The sequence below is a fragment of the Nodosilinea sp. LEGE 06152 genome, from assembly GCF_015207525.1.
GTDB lineage: Bacteria > Cyanobacteriota > Cyanobacteriia > Phormidesmidales > Phormidesmidaceae > Nodosilinea.
In genome coordinates this window covers 158,422-173,150 of record NZ_JADEWR010000018.1, presented here as the reverse complement: position 1 = coordinate 173,150, position 14,729 = coordinate 158,422, and the positions used below count along the sequence as shown (strand labels likewise).

The 14,729-nt window shown below is 56.9% G+C and carries 11 protein-coding genes; 9 read left to right on the top strand and 2 right to left on the bottom strand.

Annotated elements, in window-relative coordinates; genetic code table 11:
* The first annotated feature begins 137 nt into the window (after positions 1-137).
* Positions 138-3,320: a response regulator gene (locus IQ265_RS21815; protein WP_194057468.1), complete on the top strand. Its 3,183-nt coding sequence runs from the start codon at positions 138-140 to the stop codon at positions 3,318-3,320.
* Positions 3,321-3,516: 196 nt separating this feature from the next.
* The gene (locus IQ265_RS21810; RefSeq protein ID WP_194057466.1) at positions 3,517-4,728 is read left to right on the top strand and encodes a ferrochelatase; all 1,212 of its coding nucleotides are present in this window, start codon (positions 3,517-3,519) and stop codon (positions 4,726-4,728) included.
* 40 nt (positions 4,729-4,768) lie between these two features.
* On the opposite strand, the gene IQ265_RS21805 is transcribed toward IQ265_RS21810, so the two are convergent.
* Positions 4,769-4,984, bottom strand: a complete 216-nt coding sequence (locus tag IQ265_RS21805; protein ID WP_194057464.1) for a hypothetical protein — start codon at positions 4,982-4,984, stop codon at positions 4,769-4,771.
* Positions 4,985-5,145: 161 nt separating this feature from the next.
* On the opposite strand from IQ265_RS21805, the gene IQ265_RS21800 reads away from it, so the two are divergent.
* From IQ265_RS21800 to IQ265_RS21780, 5 genes are all read left to right on the top strand, one after another.
* Positions 5,146-6,333 carry a DNA double-strand break repair nuclease NurA gene (locus tag IQ265_RS21800; protein ID WP_194057462.1) on the top strand — a complete coding sequence of 396 codons (1,188 nt, stop codon included), beginning with the start codon at positions 5,146-5,148 and terminating at the stop codon, positions 6,331-6,333.
* Between the two features lie 195 nt (positions 6,334-6,528).
* Positions 6,529-7,185, top strand: coding sequence for a PEP-CTERM sorting domain-containing protein (locus tag IQ265_RS21795; RefSeq protein ID WP_194057460.1), 657 nt, complete (start codon positions 6,529-6,531; stop codon positions 7,183-7,185).
* 487 nt (positions 7,186-7,672) lie between these two features.
* Entirely contained in the window at positions 7,673-8,305 is a 633-nt protein-coding gene (locus IQ265_RS21790; protein WP_194057458.1) for a hypothetical protein, read from the top strand.
* A 161-nt stretch (positions 8,306-8,466) separates the two neighbouring features.
* Entirely contained in the window at positions 8,467-9,864 is a 1,398-nt protein-coding gene (gene fumC, locus IQ265_RS21785; RefSeq protein WP_194057456.1) for a class II fumarate hydratase, read from the top strand.
* Between the two features lie 143 nt (positions 9,865-10,007).
* Positions 10,008-10,772: a phycobilisome rod-core linker polypeptide gene (locus IQ265_RS21780; protein ID WP_194057454.1), complete on the top strand. Its 765-nt coding sequence runs from the start codon at positions 10,008-10,010 to the stop codon at positions 10,770-10,772.
* Between the two features lie 346 nt (positions 10,773-11,118).
* Here the strand turns inward: IQ265_RS21780 and IQ265_RS21775 are convergent, their stop codons facing one another.
* Positions 11,119-11,847 (bottom strand): pre-peptidase C-terminal domain-containing protein, encoded by a 729-nt coding sequence (locus IQ265_RS21775; protein ID WP_194057452.1) that lies wholly within the window; start codon positions 11,845-11,847, stop codon positions 11,119-11,121.
* A gap of 135 nt (positions 11,848-11,982) precedes the next feature.
* Here IQ265_RS21775 and IQ265_RS21770 point away from each other — a divergent pair, with 135 nt between their 5' ends.
* Complete coding sequence (locus IQ265_RS21770) at positions 11,983-12,294, top strand: hypothetical protein (RefSeq protein ID WP_194057450.1); 312 nt, start codon at positions 11,983-11,985, stop codon at positions 12,292-12,294.
* Between the two features lie 120 nt (positions 12,295-12,414).
* On the top strand, positions 12,415-14,712 hold the full coding sequence (glgB, locus tag IQ265_RS21765) for a 1,4-alpha-glucan branching enzyme (protein ID WP_194057448.1): 2,298 nt from the start codon (positions 12,415-12,417) through the stop codon (positions 14,710-14,712).
* Positions 14,713-14,729 lie beyond the last annotated feature (17 nt).

Below are 14,729 nucleotides of genomic sequence, written 5' to 3'. Positions count from 1 at the left end.
CCTGCGGCAATCCGCCCCGCGTCCACACCCCCCACAGCTTCACTCACCCATCCACCCATCCACTCATCTACTCGCCCACTCACCCACCCGCCCACTCGCCCACCCTCCTACCCACCCCCTCCCCTCCCTCCCCCGCCATGGCAACCAACTCCCACATCCGCGATCAGGCCTACCAATTCTTCGTAGAAGAGGCCCCGGAGCTGCTGCAAACCATTGAGTCGGGGTTGCTCACCCTGGGGCAGCAGCGCCACACAGCAGACATTCACCAGATTATGCGGGCGGCGCATTCGCTTAAGGGTGGGGCGGCTAGCGTTGGTTTGGAGTCGATTAAGGCGATCGCCCACCGGCTCGAAGCTCTGTTTAAGGCGCTCTACAGTGAAGCAGTCGTGGTGGACAGCAATTTGGAAAGCCAGCTGTTGCGAGCCTACGATTGTCTGCGGCTGCCCCTCACCCAGCAGCTCACCGAGGGAACCTTTGACAGCGACCAGGCACTGGCGCTGGCCGAACCCGTCTTGCGGGAGCTGGAGCAGCACCTGGCTAGCGCCATGGCTGAAACCGAAAATTTCATCCCCAGCTCCTCAGATCTGGGGTTTGACATGGCAACGTCTATTTTTGACGTTGATGTACAGCAGGGGCTAGACCACCTGGCCCGAGTGCTAGAAAACCCTCAGGCCCACGAGGTCGCGGGAGAGTTGCGGGCCCAGGCCGAAATTTTTTTGGGCTTTGCCGAACTGCTCGACCTGCCTGGTTTTGCCCAGATTGCTGAGACAGCCCTACAGGCCCTGGCCGCCAACCCAGACCATGCGCTAGAAGTTACCCAGCTGGCGATCGCAGATTTTCGCCAGGGCCGAGCAGCGGTTTTAACAAGCAAATCCACCACCGGGGGGGCTCCTTCAGCGGCGCTGCAAGCCCTGGCAACAGCCCCTGATCCGTTTCTAGAATTATCGCCAGAATCGCCCCTAGAGCCAGACTTAGACCTTCCCCTAGAGGCCGCCGCAGAGCAGTTCTTAGCCTCGGTCTTTGGCGACGACGATTTGGCCGATGCCACCTGGAATGAAGACCTCCTCTCAGCAACCGATGCCCTGGCCTGGTTAACCGAGACCCAATCCCCAGCGGCAGCTGATTTAGCTCTACCGTCAAACCCCACGCCCCTCAGTCCATCCCTCACTGACGTCTTCGCCCCCGCAACCTCGACACCAGACAGCACCAGCAGCCCTTTTTCTTTCCCAGGTTCAGAGCTTTCCCTCGAATCCATGTTTACCCCTGGGGAGTCAAGCCTCGCCGCCGAAGACAACCCAACCCCCTCACCACCGTTATCTTCCTCACCTTCCTTACCCGACCCACCTCCCTCCCCCTCCCTCCCCGCCAGCCTCACGGTACGTGTTGATACCCAGCGGCTGACCCGCCTTGACAATCAGTTCGGCGAACTGACCATTAACCGCAACGGTTTGGCTCTACAAACCAATCAAATTCGCCTGGGCCTAAGGGAGCTGATCAGCCGCTTTGAGCGAGTACGGGCCACCGTAGAGCAGCTGCAAGAGATCTCAGACCAAATGTTGATTACCCCCGATCGCCAGCGTCAGCCGGTGGCTATTGGTGGGTTTGCCCCGGCTCAGCGCTCAACTATTCCTGGCTTCGACTCGTTGGAAATGGACACCTACACCACCCTGTACACCCATACCCAAACCCTGCTTGAAGAAATGGTGCAGCTCGAAGAAGCCGCCGCCGATATCGCGCTGTTTAACCGCCAGGCCGACCAGCTGCTGGGGCAGCACCGCAAAATGCTCTCCCAGGTGCAAGAAGACCTGATGTACGCCCGCATGGTGCCCATGGGCCAGGTGCTCAACCGCTTTCCGCGCGTGCTGCGCGATCTGTCTAATACCTACGGCAAGCCCGCCGAACTCAGCCTAGAGGGGACGGCTCTGCTAGTCGACAAAGCCGTGCTCGAAAAACTCTACGATCCGCTGCTGCACCTGCTGCGCAACGGCTTTGACCACGGCCTAGAGCCTGCCGAAGAACGCGATCGCCAGGGCAAGCCCTGGGCCGGCCAGATCTCCATGCGAGTCTGCTATCGGGGTCGCCAGATCGCCATTGAGGTCAGCGACGACGGCCGGGGCATCGACCTAGAGCGCGTGCGCCAGCGACTGATAGACCTGGGCTGGTTGTCAAGAGCCGAGGTCGCCACCGCCACCGCCGACCAGCTCTATCGCTATCTGTTTGAGCCGGGCTTTTCGACCGCCCAACAGGTCAGCGATCTGTCGGGGCGCGGGGTGGGCCTAGACGTGGTGCAAGACCAGCTGCAGCGGCTCAAGGGTACGGTTACAGTGCAGTCAGTGCCGGGGGCGGGCACTCGCTTTACCCTGTCATTGCCCATGACCCTCAGCATCGTCAACCTGCTGATTTGCTTTGTGGGGTCTACGCCGATCGCCTTTCGCAGCGATAGCATTACCGAAATTTTGGTGCCGCGATCGCATCAGCTCAACCAGCAGCCCGACCAAACCTGGCTCACCTGGCACGACCAGCAGGTGCCCGTCTATAGCCTCAGCAAACTGCTATCCTACCGCTGTCTACGGCCCGAACTTCCCCTCAGCCAGGTGTTGGCCGCCGTGCCCTCCCCCGCCGACTGGGAAGCGCCAGTACTGATTCTAGACCGGGGCGATCGCCAGCTAGAATCGGCCTCAAACCGCCGCTACGTTGCAATCCAGGTCGATCGCCTAGTAACCGAGCAAGAATCGGTGATTAAACCCTTTGGCAGCGCCCTCAGCCCGCCCCCCTACGCCTACGGCTGCACCGTGCTGGGGGACGGCAGTGTCATTCCCGTTATCGACGGTCAGGTCTTCTTAGACCATCTGCTCAACCGCCCTGCGTCCCATGATCTAGAGGCAGCGCCAGAAAAACCTTTACCCCCTAAAGAAGCAATTCCCTCGGTCATCCTGCACGCTGCCACCACCGTCCTGGTGGTCGACGATGCCGTTACCTCTCGCCGCACGCTGGCTCTTTCCCTAGAGCGGGCGGGGTACCGCGTCTTGCAGGCCCGCGACGGCCAAGAAGCCCTGGAGCAGCTCGCTCAAAACCCCGCGGTAAGGCTGATCGTCTGCGATATTGAAATGCCCAACATGAACGGCTTTGAGTTTCTCACCGCCCGCCGCCAAAACCCTGCCCTGGCCGCCATTCCCACCCTGATGCTGACCTCTCGCAGCAACGATAAGCACCGCTGGCTGGCGATGCAGCTAGGGGCCACCGACTACTTCACCAAGCCCTACCTGGAGCAGGAGTTTCTAGGGGCAATTGCGACCCACCTCCAGACTGCCCCTGCTTAGAGAGCATTGTGATCGTCACCACAAATATGTCTCCGGAGAGATAGTGTCCCCTGGTTAAGCTCAGTAGCATGCCCTGACAGGCTGTCCTGGCTGGACCAGTTTGATAGTCTTTGGCTAACCTGCTGGTTTTGTTAATGTTTATCCCCCACGGGGGGATGTTAGCCTGTAGAGAACGACACTTCAAAAGAGCAGGACTATGGTTGCAACTCCCGACGTTAGGCAAACGTCTGCATCTCACGCTCACCCTTCCCCCGCAGGCGATGGCCGGGTCGCGGTGCTGCTAATGGGCTACGGCGAAGTCGAAAGCTACGAAGACTTTGCCAACTACAACGAGCAGGCCCTCAATTTGCTTACCGCCAAGTTTGCCCCCGTTCCCACCTGGGTTTATCCTCCGCTGGCCAAGCTGCTGGCCGCCTTTGACCTGCACGAGTGGAGCCACCAGCACGGCAACTTTATCTCCCCCCACAACGCTATTTTTGAAGCCCAGCGAGCTGGCATTGAGGCCAACTTAAAAGAGCGCTGGGGCGATCGCATCAAAGTCTTCAAAGCCTTCAACTTCTGCAAGCCTTTCCTCCCCGAGCAGGTGCTAGAGCAGGTCAAGGCCGAGGGCTACGACAAGCTATTGATCTACCCTCTGCTGGTCGTCGACTCTATTTTCACCAGCGGCATTGCGATCGAGCAGGTCAACGATGCGCTAGCCAAACTGTCCGATGGCACCGAGCACTGGGTGCAGGGTATGCGCTACATCCCCTCCTTCTTTGACGCGCCCGATTACATCGACTATCTGGCCTCAATGGTCGAAGACAAAATCAAGAGTCATCTGGCCGTTGCCCACCTGCCCTCCCAAACCGGCATCGTGCTGATGAACCACGGCTGTCCCCACGAGGCCAAGGGCTTTACCTCCGGCATCGACGAAAGCCAAAAGCTCTACGACAAAGTGCGAGATAAGCTGATTTACAAGTATCCGCTGATTTCGGTTGGCTGGCTCAACCACGACACGCCGCTGATCAAGTGGACCCAGCCCAACGCAGACCTCGCTGCCCGCAACCTGATTGACCTGGGGGCCACCGCCCTGGTGTTTATGCCCATCGGTTTCGCCACCGAAAACCACGAAACCCTGCTCGATGTCGAGCACATTATCGAAGGGCTGCGCCGCAAGCATCCCCACGTCACCTACGTGCAAATGCCCTGCGTCAACGACGACCCCGCCTTTTTGGCGATGGCCGCTACCTGGGCCGACAAGCACATCGCCGATCTGCTAGAAGAAGACGCTCTGGCCATCAACCCCTCGCTTGCAGCCTCGCAGGCGGCGGCGGTACACAGCCACCACGGGCACACCCACGATCACCACCTGCCCGGCCACAGTCACGATCATGGCCACAGCCACGACCACGGTCATCATCACTAGCAGCAGAGAGCAATCCAAAGCCTAAATTAGCCGTACCAATTTAGGCTTTAGACATCACAACAGAAGCGGATGAGCATCGTTTGCTGATCCGCTTTTTCAGCATATTAGGCAGAGTAATGGGGCTGAGCACCACCGCCAGCCCCAGGAATATCCAGCTACCCAACCGATATCTTGGGTTGGATGGATCGCGTAAAAATGGACCAATGGCCAACAGAAAAACCATCAGCGACGCTAGCAGATAAAGCTGTAGGGCCATAGTAATTTGAGGTTGATTGCGCTATTTCTAGGCTGCCCAAGGTCAACGGCTCTAACCTTGGTAATCATACTGAATATCGCTTGAACCTCAACGGGTGACAAGCCTCGGCAAACCCGCTAGAATCAGCCATTAATACAGGCGTTCTAAGCAATGGATGGGTTATGCCAGTGAGTTCCAGCCAAATTAAAGCCCTGCTCGACCAAAAGCGGGATGCCTTTAGCGCCTTTAGTCGGGCTAAGTTTGAGCTACTGCACGCCTACAACCGGGCCTGGATTGAGTTTGCGGCTCTGCCCCAGGCGCGACAGGTGGCCCAACTAGGCTCTCATACTGGGCCAGTGGGTGCCCGACCGCTAGAAGAAATTACCACTGACAAAGGTATTCTGCCCTTCTTTTTTGCTGAATCAGGCCCCGTCGGCGATCGCTGGACCAACCGCGAACAAAGTGTCCAATGGGTGCAAAACGTCCTGGCAGACATCACTACCTTTGCCGTCGACGGCTCCCAGATCTCCCCCGGCAAAGATATTTCTATCCCCATTGCGCTGCTGCAAATTGGCTGGTTCGAAAACCCCCATAGCACCACCCGCCCCTACAAAAAAGACGTGCGAGTCGATCTCATGACTCCGGCAGAGTTAGGCCCCAACCCAGCCCAACCGGTCGAGCGCCGAGTCAACATTCGCCGCTTTCAAATGGAAGTGGCGCGCCTGGTGGAATACATCAACGCATGCACAGAGCCGGAGCGCACCCTGGTCTTCTTTGACGGGGCGCTGGTAGTCACTTTTGCCGAGGCCTTTGACCAGGAGAGCCAGACCGCCTACGTACAGGCAATCCTCTCGCTGCTGGAGGCTAGCTGCCGCCGTCGCGTGCCCCTGATAGGCTACGTCGATACCTCCTACGCCCACGATTTGACCGGCATGTTGCACCATGCTTACGGCCTAGAGGCCACCGAGGGCATTCACGACGCCCAGCTGCTGGCTCGGCTGATGGAGTGGGGCGATCGCACCGCCGTCTTTCAGTGCGATCGCGGCGGCGTTCTCGACCAGTACAGCGACTACGGCGACCAGATTGCCTTCACCTACCTCAAAACCACCCGCGACGGTTACCCCGTGCGGCTCGAAATGCCCCGCTGGATGTGGGAAAGCGGCCACATCACCCAATACCTCAACTGGGTGCGTGGCGAAGTGATTATCGGTGGCGGCTACCCCTACAGCATCGAAACCGCCGACCAAACCGCCGTGCTCCAGGGCCAAGACAAGCACATCTTTCTGCGGGTACTGCAAGACTGGGCCGATCGCGAAGCCATTAACCTGCGCCTCTCTCGCAAAATGGTCAGCAAACAGCGCCGCCGCTAAGCATCAACTATAAAGTCTCTATGAACCGGGTCAAAGCTCCGTAATTTGACCTACACACTCATTTACGCAGGGTGCTTAAGTAGAAAAGTACACCCCAAAATCTGTATCTGTCTCGGAGAGACCATCGGACGCAAACGCCCCCTTGCCGTCTATGGCTACTGCCTACAGTGCCTATCTAAGGAGGATTTGCCCTGCATGAAAGCATTTACGTTTCTAAGCTCAGCTCTGGTGCTCGCTGGACTTTTTGGCTCGATGGCTCCCGAAGCTCTCGCCAAGTCGGACAACAAAGGTAACAAAAGCGGCGGTAGTCAACCCAGCCAGCCAGCCGCGCCTTTAACCTGCGCTAGCGGCTCTGTCACCAGCAACCCTCTGGCGGGAGGGTCTTCCCTCAGCTACAGCCAGTGCATAACTGGCTCCGGTAACGATGTCAGCGGCACCGTTGCTACCGGCCTCAGCGCTTTTCTTGACAGCACCCTGGGGGCCGGTGACTGGCTCTTTGGGGGCAAGTCTGACACCGGCGGGGCCGTAGGCAGCAACGGCTTTAGCTGGCGACAAAATAAAGAAGGAGTGGGTACCTGGAGCTTAGCCCAGGCCATCAACGCTCCCTTTGTGATTAGCCTCAAGGCGGGCAATGGCTACGCCGCTTACTACGTAGATGGCAGTGCCGCTACCCAAAGCGGTACCTGGGCCACCTTTGACGGCAAAGACCTGTCCCACGCCTCGATCTTTATTGGCAAGCCCAAAGTGGTGGCTGAACCGCCCAAGACCACCGTACCCGAGCCGGCCTCTACCGCTGCCCTGGTGCTGGTGGGCCTAAGCGCTGTAGGCCTAATGCGCAAACAGCAGGGCTAGTAGCGCCTTACCGTTCTGCTATAGCCACAAACTCTAAAACAACTTCTTAAAGCGACCGTATTAGCCCTGGGGAAAAACCTTGTCTCCAGGGCTTTTTACTGCGCTGACCAGCTTGCTGAAACTACAGATATTGCCGTGGACGGAATGATTTAGACCGTTCTTGAAAGCATTATCGATACGTTTCGGCGTTTACTGTCGCTGCGTTTTCGGTAGCCATAAGGTTTTAGCCCTGATGCACGTTCCCAGCGTCTGTCGCCTCACTTAGCTGAGGGTTTCAGCTATCGAATCGGCCCCTTCTTTATTCATAAAGTCTTGTGAATAGGACATGAATTACGTGATTTGGCCTACACACTCACTTACGCAAGGTGCTTGAGTAGAAAAGTATACCCAAACCCTGCATCTACCTCGGAGAAACCATCAGACACAAACGCCTCCTGTGCTCTGTTGCTACTACCTACAGTGCCTATTCAAGAAGGATTTGCCCTATATGAAAGCCTATACAATTTTCAGCTCAGCGCAGGTGCTAACTGGCCTTTTGGGCTCAATGACTCCTAAGGCCTCGCCAAAGCTAAACTCTAAACGCCAGCCAGCGGCTTCTTTAACCAGTGCTAGCGGTGTCACTTGCACCCCCCTGGCCGGAGGTTCTTCCATCAGCTATAGCAGCTGCTTAAACCCAACTGCCGGTAACGACGTAACCAGCAGTATTAGCGCTCCCCTGACGGCTTTCCTTAACGACACCCTAGGGAGCTGGGTGTTTGATGGCAAATACGAAGGTGGCAAACATTCTGCTGGGCCTAACGACCTGGGCTTTCGCTGGGTTCAAAACGGCAAAGGTACCGGCACCTGGAGCCTTGCCAAAACGATCGCAACACCGTTTGTGATTAGCCTCAAGGCTGGCAACACCTACACCGCCTACTATTTCGACGGCAACACACTCATCAACAGCGGCACCTGGACCACCTTTGACCAAAAGGAGCTGTCCCACGCGTCTATCTTTGTGGGCAAGAGCCGTCTCACCCCTGAAGAGCCCAAAACCACTGTTTCCGAGCCAGCCTCTACCGCCGCCCTGGCGTTGGTGGACCTGAGCGCTGTGGGCCTGGTGCGCAAAGAGCAGGCTTAGCCCCTTACCCTTGTTACCCGTTCCAATCTTTCAAAGCGACCAACAGCCCTGGAGACAGCGATTGTCTCCAGGGTTTTTTATGGGAATTTTTCAGCCGGAGGTTTAGCGCTGAACGACTGGGTTGTGGTTGAATCGGAGCATACGCTCTAGGGAACAGCACCATGGCCGACGCACTACCCACTCGCCAAGAAACCGACAGCATGGGGGAAATTGCCGTACCTAGCGATCGCTATTGGGGTGCCCAGACTCAGCGGTCGATTCGCTACTTTTCCATTGGCCAAGACAAAATGCCCCTGGAGGTGGTGCGGGCGATCGCGATCGCCAAAAAGGCCTCAGCTCTGGCCAACGCCGACCTGGGCAAACTGCCCCAGGAGAAAGCTGACCTAATTGTGCGGGCGGCGGATGAGATTATTGCTGGCCAGCTCGACGACCACTTTCCCCTGCACGTGTGGATGACGGGCAGCGGCACTCAGTGCAACATGAATGTCAACGAGGTGATTGCCAACCGCGCCATTGAGCTAGCGGGGGGCGTGATGGGCAGCAAAACCCCCATTCACCCCAACGACCACGTCAATATGTCGCAGTCATCTAACGATATTTTCCCCACGGCGATGCACATTGCGGCGGCTCAGGCGCTCACCCAGCGGCTGAACCCCGCCGTTACCCAGCTGAGGGATGCGCTGGAGGAAAAGGCCCAGGCCTGGAGTGACATTGTCAAAATTGGTCGTACTCACCTGCAAGACGCCGTCCCCCTGACGCTGGGCCAGGAGTTTTCGGGCTATGTGGGTATGCTCGACGACAACCTGGCTCGCCTCGAAAGTGCCCTGCCAGGGCTGTACCAACTAGCGATTGGGGGAACGGCCCTTGGCACCGGCCTGAACGCCGGACCGGGCTTTGCCGAGGCCGCGGCTCAGCACATTGCCCAGCTCACCGGGCTGCCCTTCATCAACGCCCCCAACAAGTTCACCGTTATGGGAGCCCACGATGCCGTGGTGATGGCCAGTGGCGTGCTCAAAACCCTGGCGGTGTCGCTTTACAAAATTGCCAACGACATTCGCCTGCTGAGCTGTGGGCCAAGGGCAGGCTTTGCCGAGCTGCACCTACCCGAGAACGAGCCGGGGTCATCGATTATGCCGGGCAAGGTTAACCCCACTCAGTGCGAAGCGCTGGCCATGGTAACGGTGCAGGTGATGGGCTATGACGCGGCGGTGGCCTTTGCCGGAGCCAGCGGCTACCTCGACATGAATGTCTACAAGCCGATGATGATCTTTAACCTGCTGCAGTCGGCGGGGCTGATGGCCGACAGCTGCCACAACTTCACCGAGTTTTTGGTGGCAGGCATGACCCCCAACTACAAACAGATCGATCAGTACGTCCAGCAGTCGCTAATGCTGGTCACCGCCCTCAGCCCGGCCATTGGCTACGACAGAGCCTCTCAAATTGCCCACCATGCCTTTGAGCACGATCTCACCCTCAAACAGGCAGCCCTGGACCTGGGCTACGTCTCTGAAGCAGAGTTTGACGCCCTGATCGACCCCCGCCGTATGACCCATCCCTAGGCTTAGCCACCTCTGCAGTGTCCACACCTGTGGAATGTTAAGGACTATGTTGATTTGCTCCGGTGGCTCAGGTTCGAGGCAGCCGTTCCCGTATGATCATCCTTAAAGTTTGTAAATTTTCCTAAGATTCTGGAGATTCAAACGTGTCTCTTCCGTTACTGAACTATTCCCCGTCCAGCCAAAATCAGCGCGTTGCTAGTTACGAAATCGGTGGCGACGAACAGCCCAGATTTTTCTCTACCGATGATCTGTACGACACCAGCGACATGGATGCGCTGATTGAGGCAGCTTATCGGCAGATGTTTTTCTACGCCTTTAAGTGCGATCGCCAGCCTTTTCTGGAATCGCAGCTGCGCAACGGCCAAATCACCGTGCGTGACTTTATCCGTGGTCTAGCTCTGTCGCCCACGTTCTACAACAGCTTCTACGAGAAAAACAGCAACTACAAGTTTGTAGAGCACTGTGTACAGAAGATTCTGGGCCGCGACGTGTACAGCGATCGCGAAAAAATTGCCTGGTCTATCAAAGTGGCCAATAAGGGCATTCAGGGCCTAGTCGATGAGCTGCTCGACAGCGAAGAGTATCTCACCAGCTTCGGCTACAACACCGTGCCCTACCAAAAGCGACGGGTGCTGCCCGGCCGGGAGGAGGGGGAGCGCCCTATCCACATCAAAAACCCTCGCTACGACGCCTACCACCGCAATCAGCTGGGCTTCCCTCAAATTGTGTGGCAGTCGCAGGTCAAGCGGTTTGTACCCCAAGAGAAGAAGGTTACCGCTGGCAATCCCCAGGGCTTCCTGGGTATGGCCCGCAGCATTGGGGCTACGGGCTCAGCGCCATCTCGCGTATCTACTAGTGAAATCAACATCGCTACTGCGGTGCCCTACCGCAAGGTGTCGGTTGACTAAGGCATTAGTGCCGTTCGGTTAAGTTTCTAGAACACCACAGGGATGCAGGCTTCGGTCTGCATCCTTTTTGTTGGTAGGTCTAGCTATGGCTAGAACGGTTAGGCCATTCTGTGACCTCTAGAGCGGCCGCTACATGCCTTTGCGCTGCCCCAGGCCCCAAAAAACAAGCTGGGGGCTGTAACCGCTGATTCTTGGCTATCAGCCATTAAATTGATGACGACCCTGGTTTGTAGGCAAAAAAAAATCCCCTGGCGATCGCCAGGAGGACTTTTTAGGGTGCATCTACCATTCACCTTTTCTGCTCAGACGCACCCTGATCCGGAAAAGTTGCCAACTTTCTTTGAGATTAGTTTGAGCCATCGGCTTCGCGCAGTACGTCTATCTGCCCCCGCAGAGACTCAGCCCAGTCTGTTGAACCACTGGCTTCAAAGAGAGTAGCCGCCTGTTCAAAGTCAGCAATCACCGCCTCGCGCGCCTCCAAGGGAATATCCTCCGGCCCCTGAATGGCATCGCCCTGCTCAAGATATACCTGCCCCAGGGTTGCCTGGGCACGGCCTAGGTAGGCCGAGGACTGCTCAGGGTCGATGTCAATCGCCTCGGTGTAGGCATCAATAGCGCCGGGATAGTCTTCGGCTAAAGCCAGGGCTTCGGCCTTGGCATAGGCCGTCTCAAATTCGGTGGAGGTACGCACAACTAGGTCGTAGTCGCCCCCCTGCCCCGAAAATGACTTAGCAACCACGGTATAAGCGCCATCTTCAGGCAGTTCGATGATGATTTTGGAGTTTAAGGTGCCGCCAAAGTCATCGTTGGCGGCAATCTCAGTTTCGCCTGGGCCCAGCAGCGACAGCACCGGATCGAAATCTTCGCTGTCTAGGGTAATTGTAATCGACTGCCCAGTAGTGCCCTCGAAGGTGTAAGTAGCCTGGGCTGGGTAAATGGTGCCCGTCTCCTGCAGGACCGGGTCGGTCTGGGCAGACGAGGCCGCTGAGCTAACCAGTAGCCCCGCCAGGGTCAAAGGCGCTACTGCTGCGACAGAAAATAGCCTCCCCACAGAAAACAGCTGTAAACAAGCCATGCAACCTCCCGAGGGATAGAACGAACACACAAATCTTGCCATGCAGCCTAGCACAGGCGGACCCGGCCTACGATAGAGTCGACGGGTGACGCAGCAGGCTATTGTAATACTGAAGCTAAGTCACTGGGCTTGTCTATGCCTCGCCTGCCTCTACTGATGATTGGATCAGGACTGCTTGGATCAGGACTGATCGCCGTCTTGGCTAGCTGCGCTCTGGCCCTGCCACCCCCCGATGAGATTCCTGAAGAAGTTTTGCGCACCGAGGTCATTACTGAGGCGCGATCGCCCATTGACGGCAAACCTATCTCCGCAGCCGACTACGCCGCTCTGCAAGCTCGCCTGCGTGACCCCAATACCGACGCGATCGTCGACCCCGATATTGCTTCCTTGATCCAGCTATTGCAGCTTAGACGGGTTCTTAGGCCCATTCTTCCTTTTCTGCCTTAGGGGCGATTTCGGCGAGATCCGCAAAAATTTCCCTGTGGAAATAGCTAAGTTTTGTTACTCTATTCCGCAGATAGTAAATTCACACAGATCGTTTATAGCCCCCTGTGGACCTTTAATAACATGCCTGCAACCGTTGACGCTGAGCAGATTGACCGGATTGTCTGGAACCAGCACCACGATCCCTTTGAGATTCTTGGGCCCCACATGGTGCAGCAACAAGATGGGCAAACCGTCTGGGCCGTAAGAGCCTACTTACCCCAAGCCGACAAGGCCTGGGTAGTGCTGCCGGAGGAGCACAAAGAAGTGGCGATGGAACCAAACCATAACCCCCACTTCTTTGAGTGCGTGTTGGAGGTTCAAGATCTGGCCAACTACCAGCTCAAGTACGTCACCGGCGATCATGTTCAGGTCATCTACGATCCCTACGCCTTCAAAACCCGCACCATTACCGACTTTGACATCCACCTGTTTAGCGAGGGCAACCACCACCGCATCTACGAAAAGCTAGGAGCCCACTTCACCACCATTGAAGGGGTGACCGGCGTTTACTTTGCGGTGTGGGCTCCCAATGCTCGCAATGCCTCGGTGCTGGGCGACTTTAACTACTGGGACGGCCGCAAGCACCAGATGCGACGCCTTTCTAACGGCATTTGGGATTTGTTTATTCCTGGGCTAGAGGTTGGGGTTCACTACAAGTACGAAATTAAAAACAACGACGGCCACATTTACGAAAAATCTGACCCCTACGGTTTTCAGCAGGAGATTCGGCCTAAAACGGCCTCCATTGTCACCGATTTAGATAGTTACGGCTGGCAAGACCAAGCCTGGATGGAAAAGCGGCGGCAGACCGAGCCACTGACCCAGCCCGTCTCTATTTACGAACTGCACCTGGGCTCGTGGCTACACGAGTCGTCGGCCAATCCGGCGCTGCGTCCTGACGGCACCAAAGAACCAGTCGTCACCGTGGCCGAGCTTAAGCCCGGTGCTCGCTTTCTCACCTATCGAGAACTGGCCGATCGACTGATTCCCTACATTAAAGAGCTAGGGTTTACCCACGTTGAGCTGCTGCCTGTCGCCGAGCATCCCTTCGATGGCTCCTGGGGCTATCAGGTGACGGGTTACTACGCGGTCACGTCTCGCTATGGTACTCCCGAAGACTTTATGTACTTCGTCGATCAGTGCCACCAAAACGACATTGGGGTAATTGTCGACTGGGTACCGGGCCACTTTCCCAAGGATGGTCACGGGCTGGCTTTCTTTGACGGTACTCACCTCTACGAGCACGCCGACCCCCGCAAAGGCGAGCACAAGGAGTGGGGCACGCTGGTGTTCAACTATGGCCGCAACGAGGTGCGCAACTTCCTGGTGGCCAACGCTATCTTTTGGTTTGAGAAGTACCACATTGATGGAATTCGGGTAGATGCGGTAGCCTCAATGCTCTACCTCAACTACTTCCGCAAAGACGGGGAGTGGGTAGCCAATGAGTACGGCGGCTGCGAGCATATTGAGGCAGCAGACTTCTTGCGCCAGGTGAACCACGTGCTGTTTACCTACTACCCTGGGGTGCTGTCGATCGCAGAAGAATCGACCGCCTGGCCCATGGTCTCCTGGCCAACCTATGTGGGCGGCCTAGGCTTCAACCTGAAGTGGAACATGGGCTGGATGCACGACATGTTGGACTACTTCAACATGGATCCGTGGTTCCGGCAGTTTCACCAGAACAACGTCACCTTTAGTATTTGGTACGCCTTCACTGAAAACTTCATGCTGGCGCTGTCCCACGACGAGGTGGTGCACGGCAAGAGCAACATGCTGGGCAAAATGCCGGGTGATGAGTGGCAGAAGTTTGCCAATTTACGCTGCCTCTACACCTACATGTTCATGCACCCAGGTAAGAAAACCCTGTTCATGAGCATGGAGTTTGGCCAGTGGAGCGAGTGGAACGTGTGGGGCGACCTGGAGTGGCACCTGTTGCAGCACCAGGCCCACGCCAGCCTCAAGCACTTCATGGGCAAACTCAACGAGTTCTACCGCAGCGAACCGGCTCTGTTTACGCAGGACTTTGACCAGGCTGGCTTTGAGTGGATTGACTGCAGCGACAACCGCCATAGCGTGGTGGCATTTATTCGCCGCGACAAGGATACCGACGACTTTGTGGTGGTAGTTTGCAACTTTACGCCCCAGCCCCACAGCCACTACCGCGTGGGCGTGCCCGAGCAGGGCTACTACAAGGAGCTGTTCAACAGTGATGCCCGCGACTTTGGCGGCAGCAACATGGGCAACCTGGGCGGTAAATGGTCTGAAGACTGGGCCTTTCACAGTCGGCCCTATTCCCTCGATCTAACTTTGCCACCCCTGGGGGTAATTGTGCTGAAGTGCGATCGCAAAGAGGCCTCAAACACCCTGCCAGCCCAGTAGCCGCAGAATTTAAGGCA

What these genes read in the sequence shown, in the direction of transcription:
- IQ265_RS21815 (WP_194057468.1), top strand. Translation starts at nt 138, where the DNA reads ATGGCAACCAACTCCCACATCCGCGATCAGGCCTACCAATTCTTCGTA.
- IQ265_RS21810 (WP_194057466.1), top strand. Translation starts at nt 3,517, where the DNA reads ATGGTTGCAACTCCCGACGTTAGGCAAACGTCTGCATCTCACGCTCAC.
- IQ265_RS21805 (WP_194057464.1), bottom strand. Translation starts at nt 4,984, where the DNA reads ATGGCCCTACAGCTTTATCTGCTAGCGTCGCTGATGGTTTTTCTGTTG.
- IQ265_RS21800 (WP_194057462.1), top strand. Translation starts at nt 5,146, where the DNA reads ATGCCAGTGAGTTCCAGCCAAATTAAAGCCCTGCTCGACCAAAAGCGG.
- IQ265_RS21795 (WP_194057460.1), top strand. Translation starts at nt 6,529, where the DNA reads ATGAAAGCATTTACGTTTCTAAGCTCAGCTCTGGTGCTCGCTGGACTT.
- IQ265_RS21790 (WP_194057458.1), top strand. Translation starts at nt 7,673, where the DNA reads ATGAAAGCCTATACAATTTTCAGCTCAGCGCAGGTGCTAACTGGCCTT.
- fumC (WP_194057456.1), top strand. Translation starts at nt 8,467, where the DNA reads ATGGCCGACGCACTACCCACTCGCCAAGAAACCGACAGCATGGGGGAA.
- IQ265_RS21775 (WP_194057452.1), bottom strand. Translation starts at nt 11,847, where the DNA reads ATGGCTTGTTTACAGCTGTTTTCTGTGGGGAGGCTATTTTCTGTCGCA.
- IQ265_RS21770 (WP_194057450.1), top strand. Translation starts at nt 11,983, where the DNA reads ATGCCTCGCCTGCCTCTACTGATGATTGGATCAGGACTGCTTGGATCA.
- glgB (WP_194057448.1), top strand. Translation starts at nt 12,415, where the DNA reads ATGCCTGCAACCGTTGACGCTGAGCAGATTGACCGGATTGTCTGGAAC.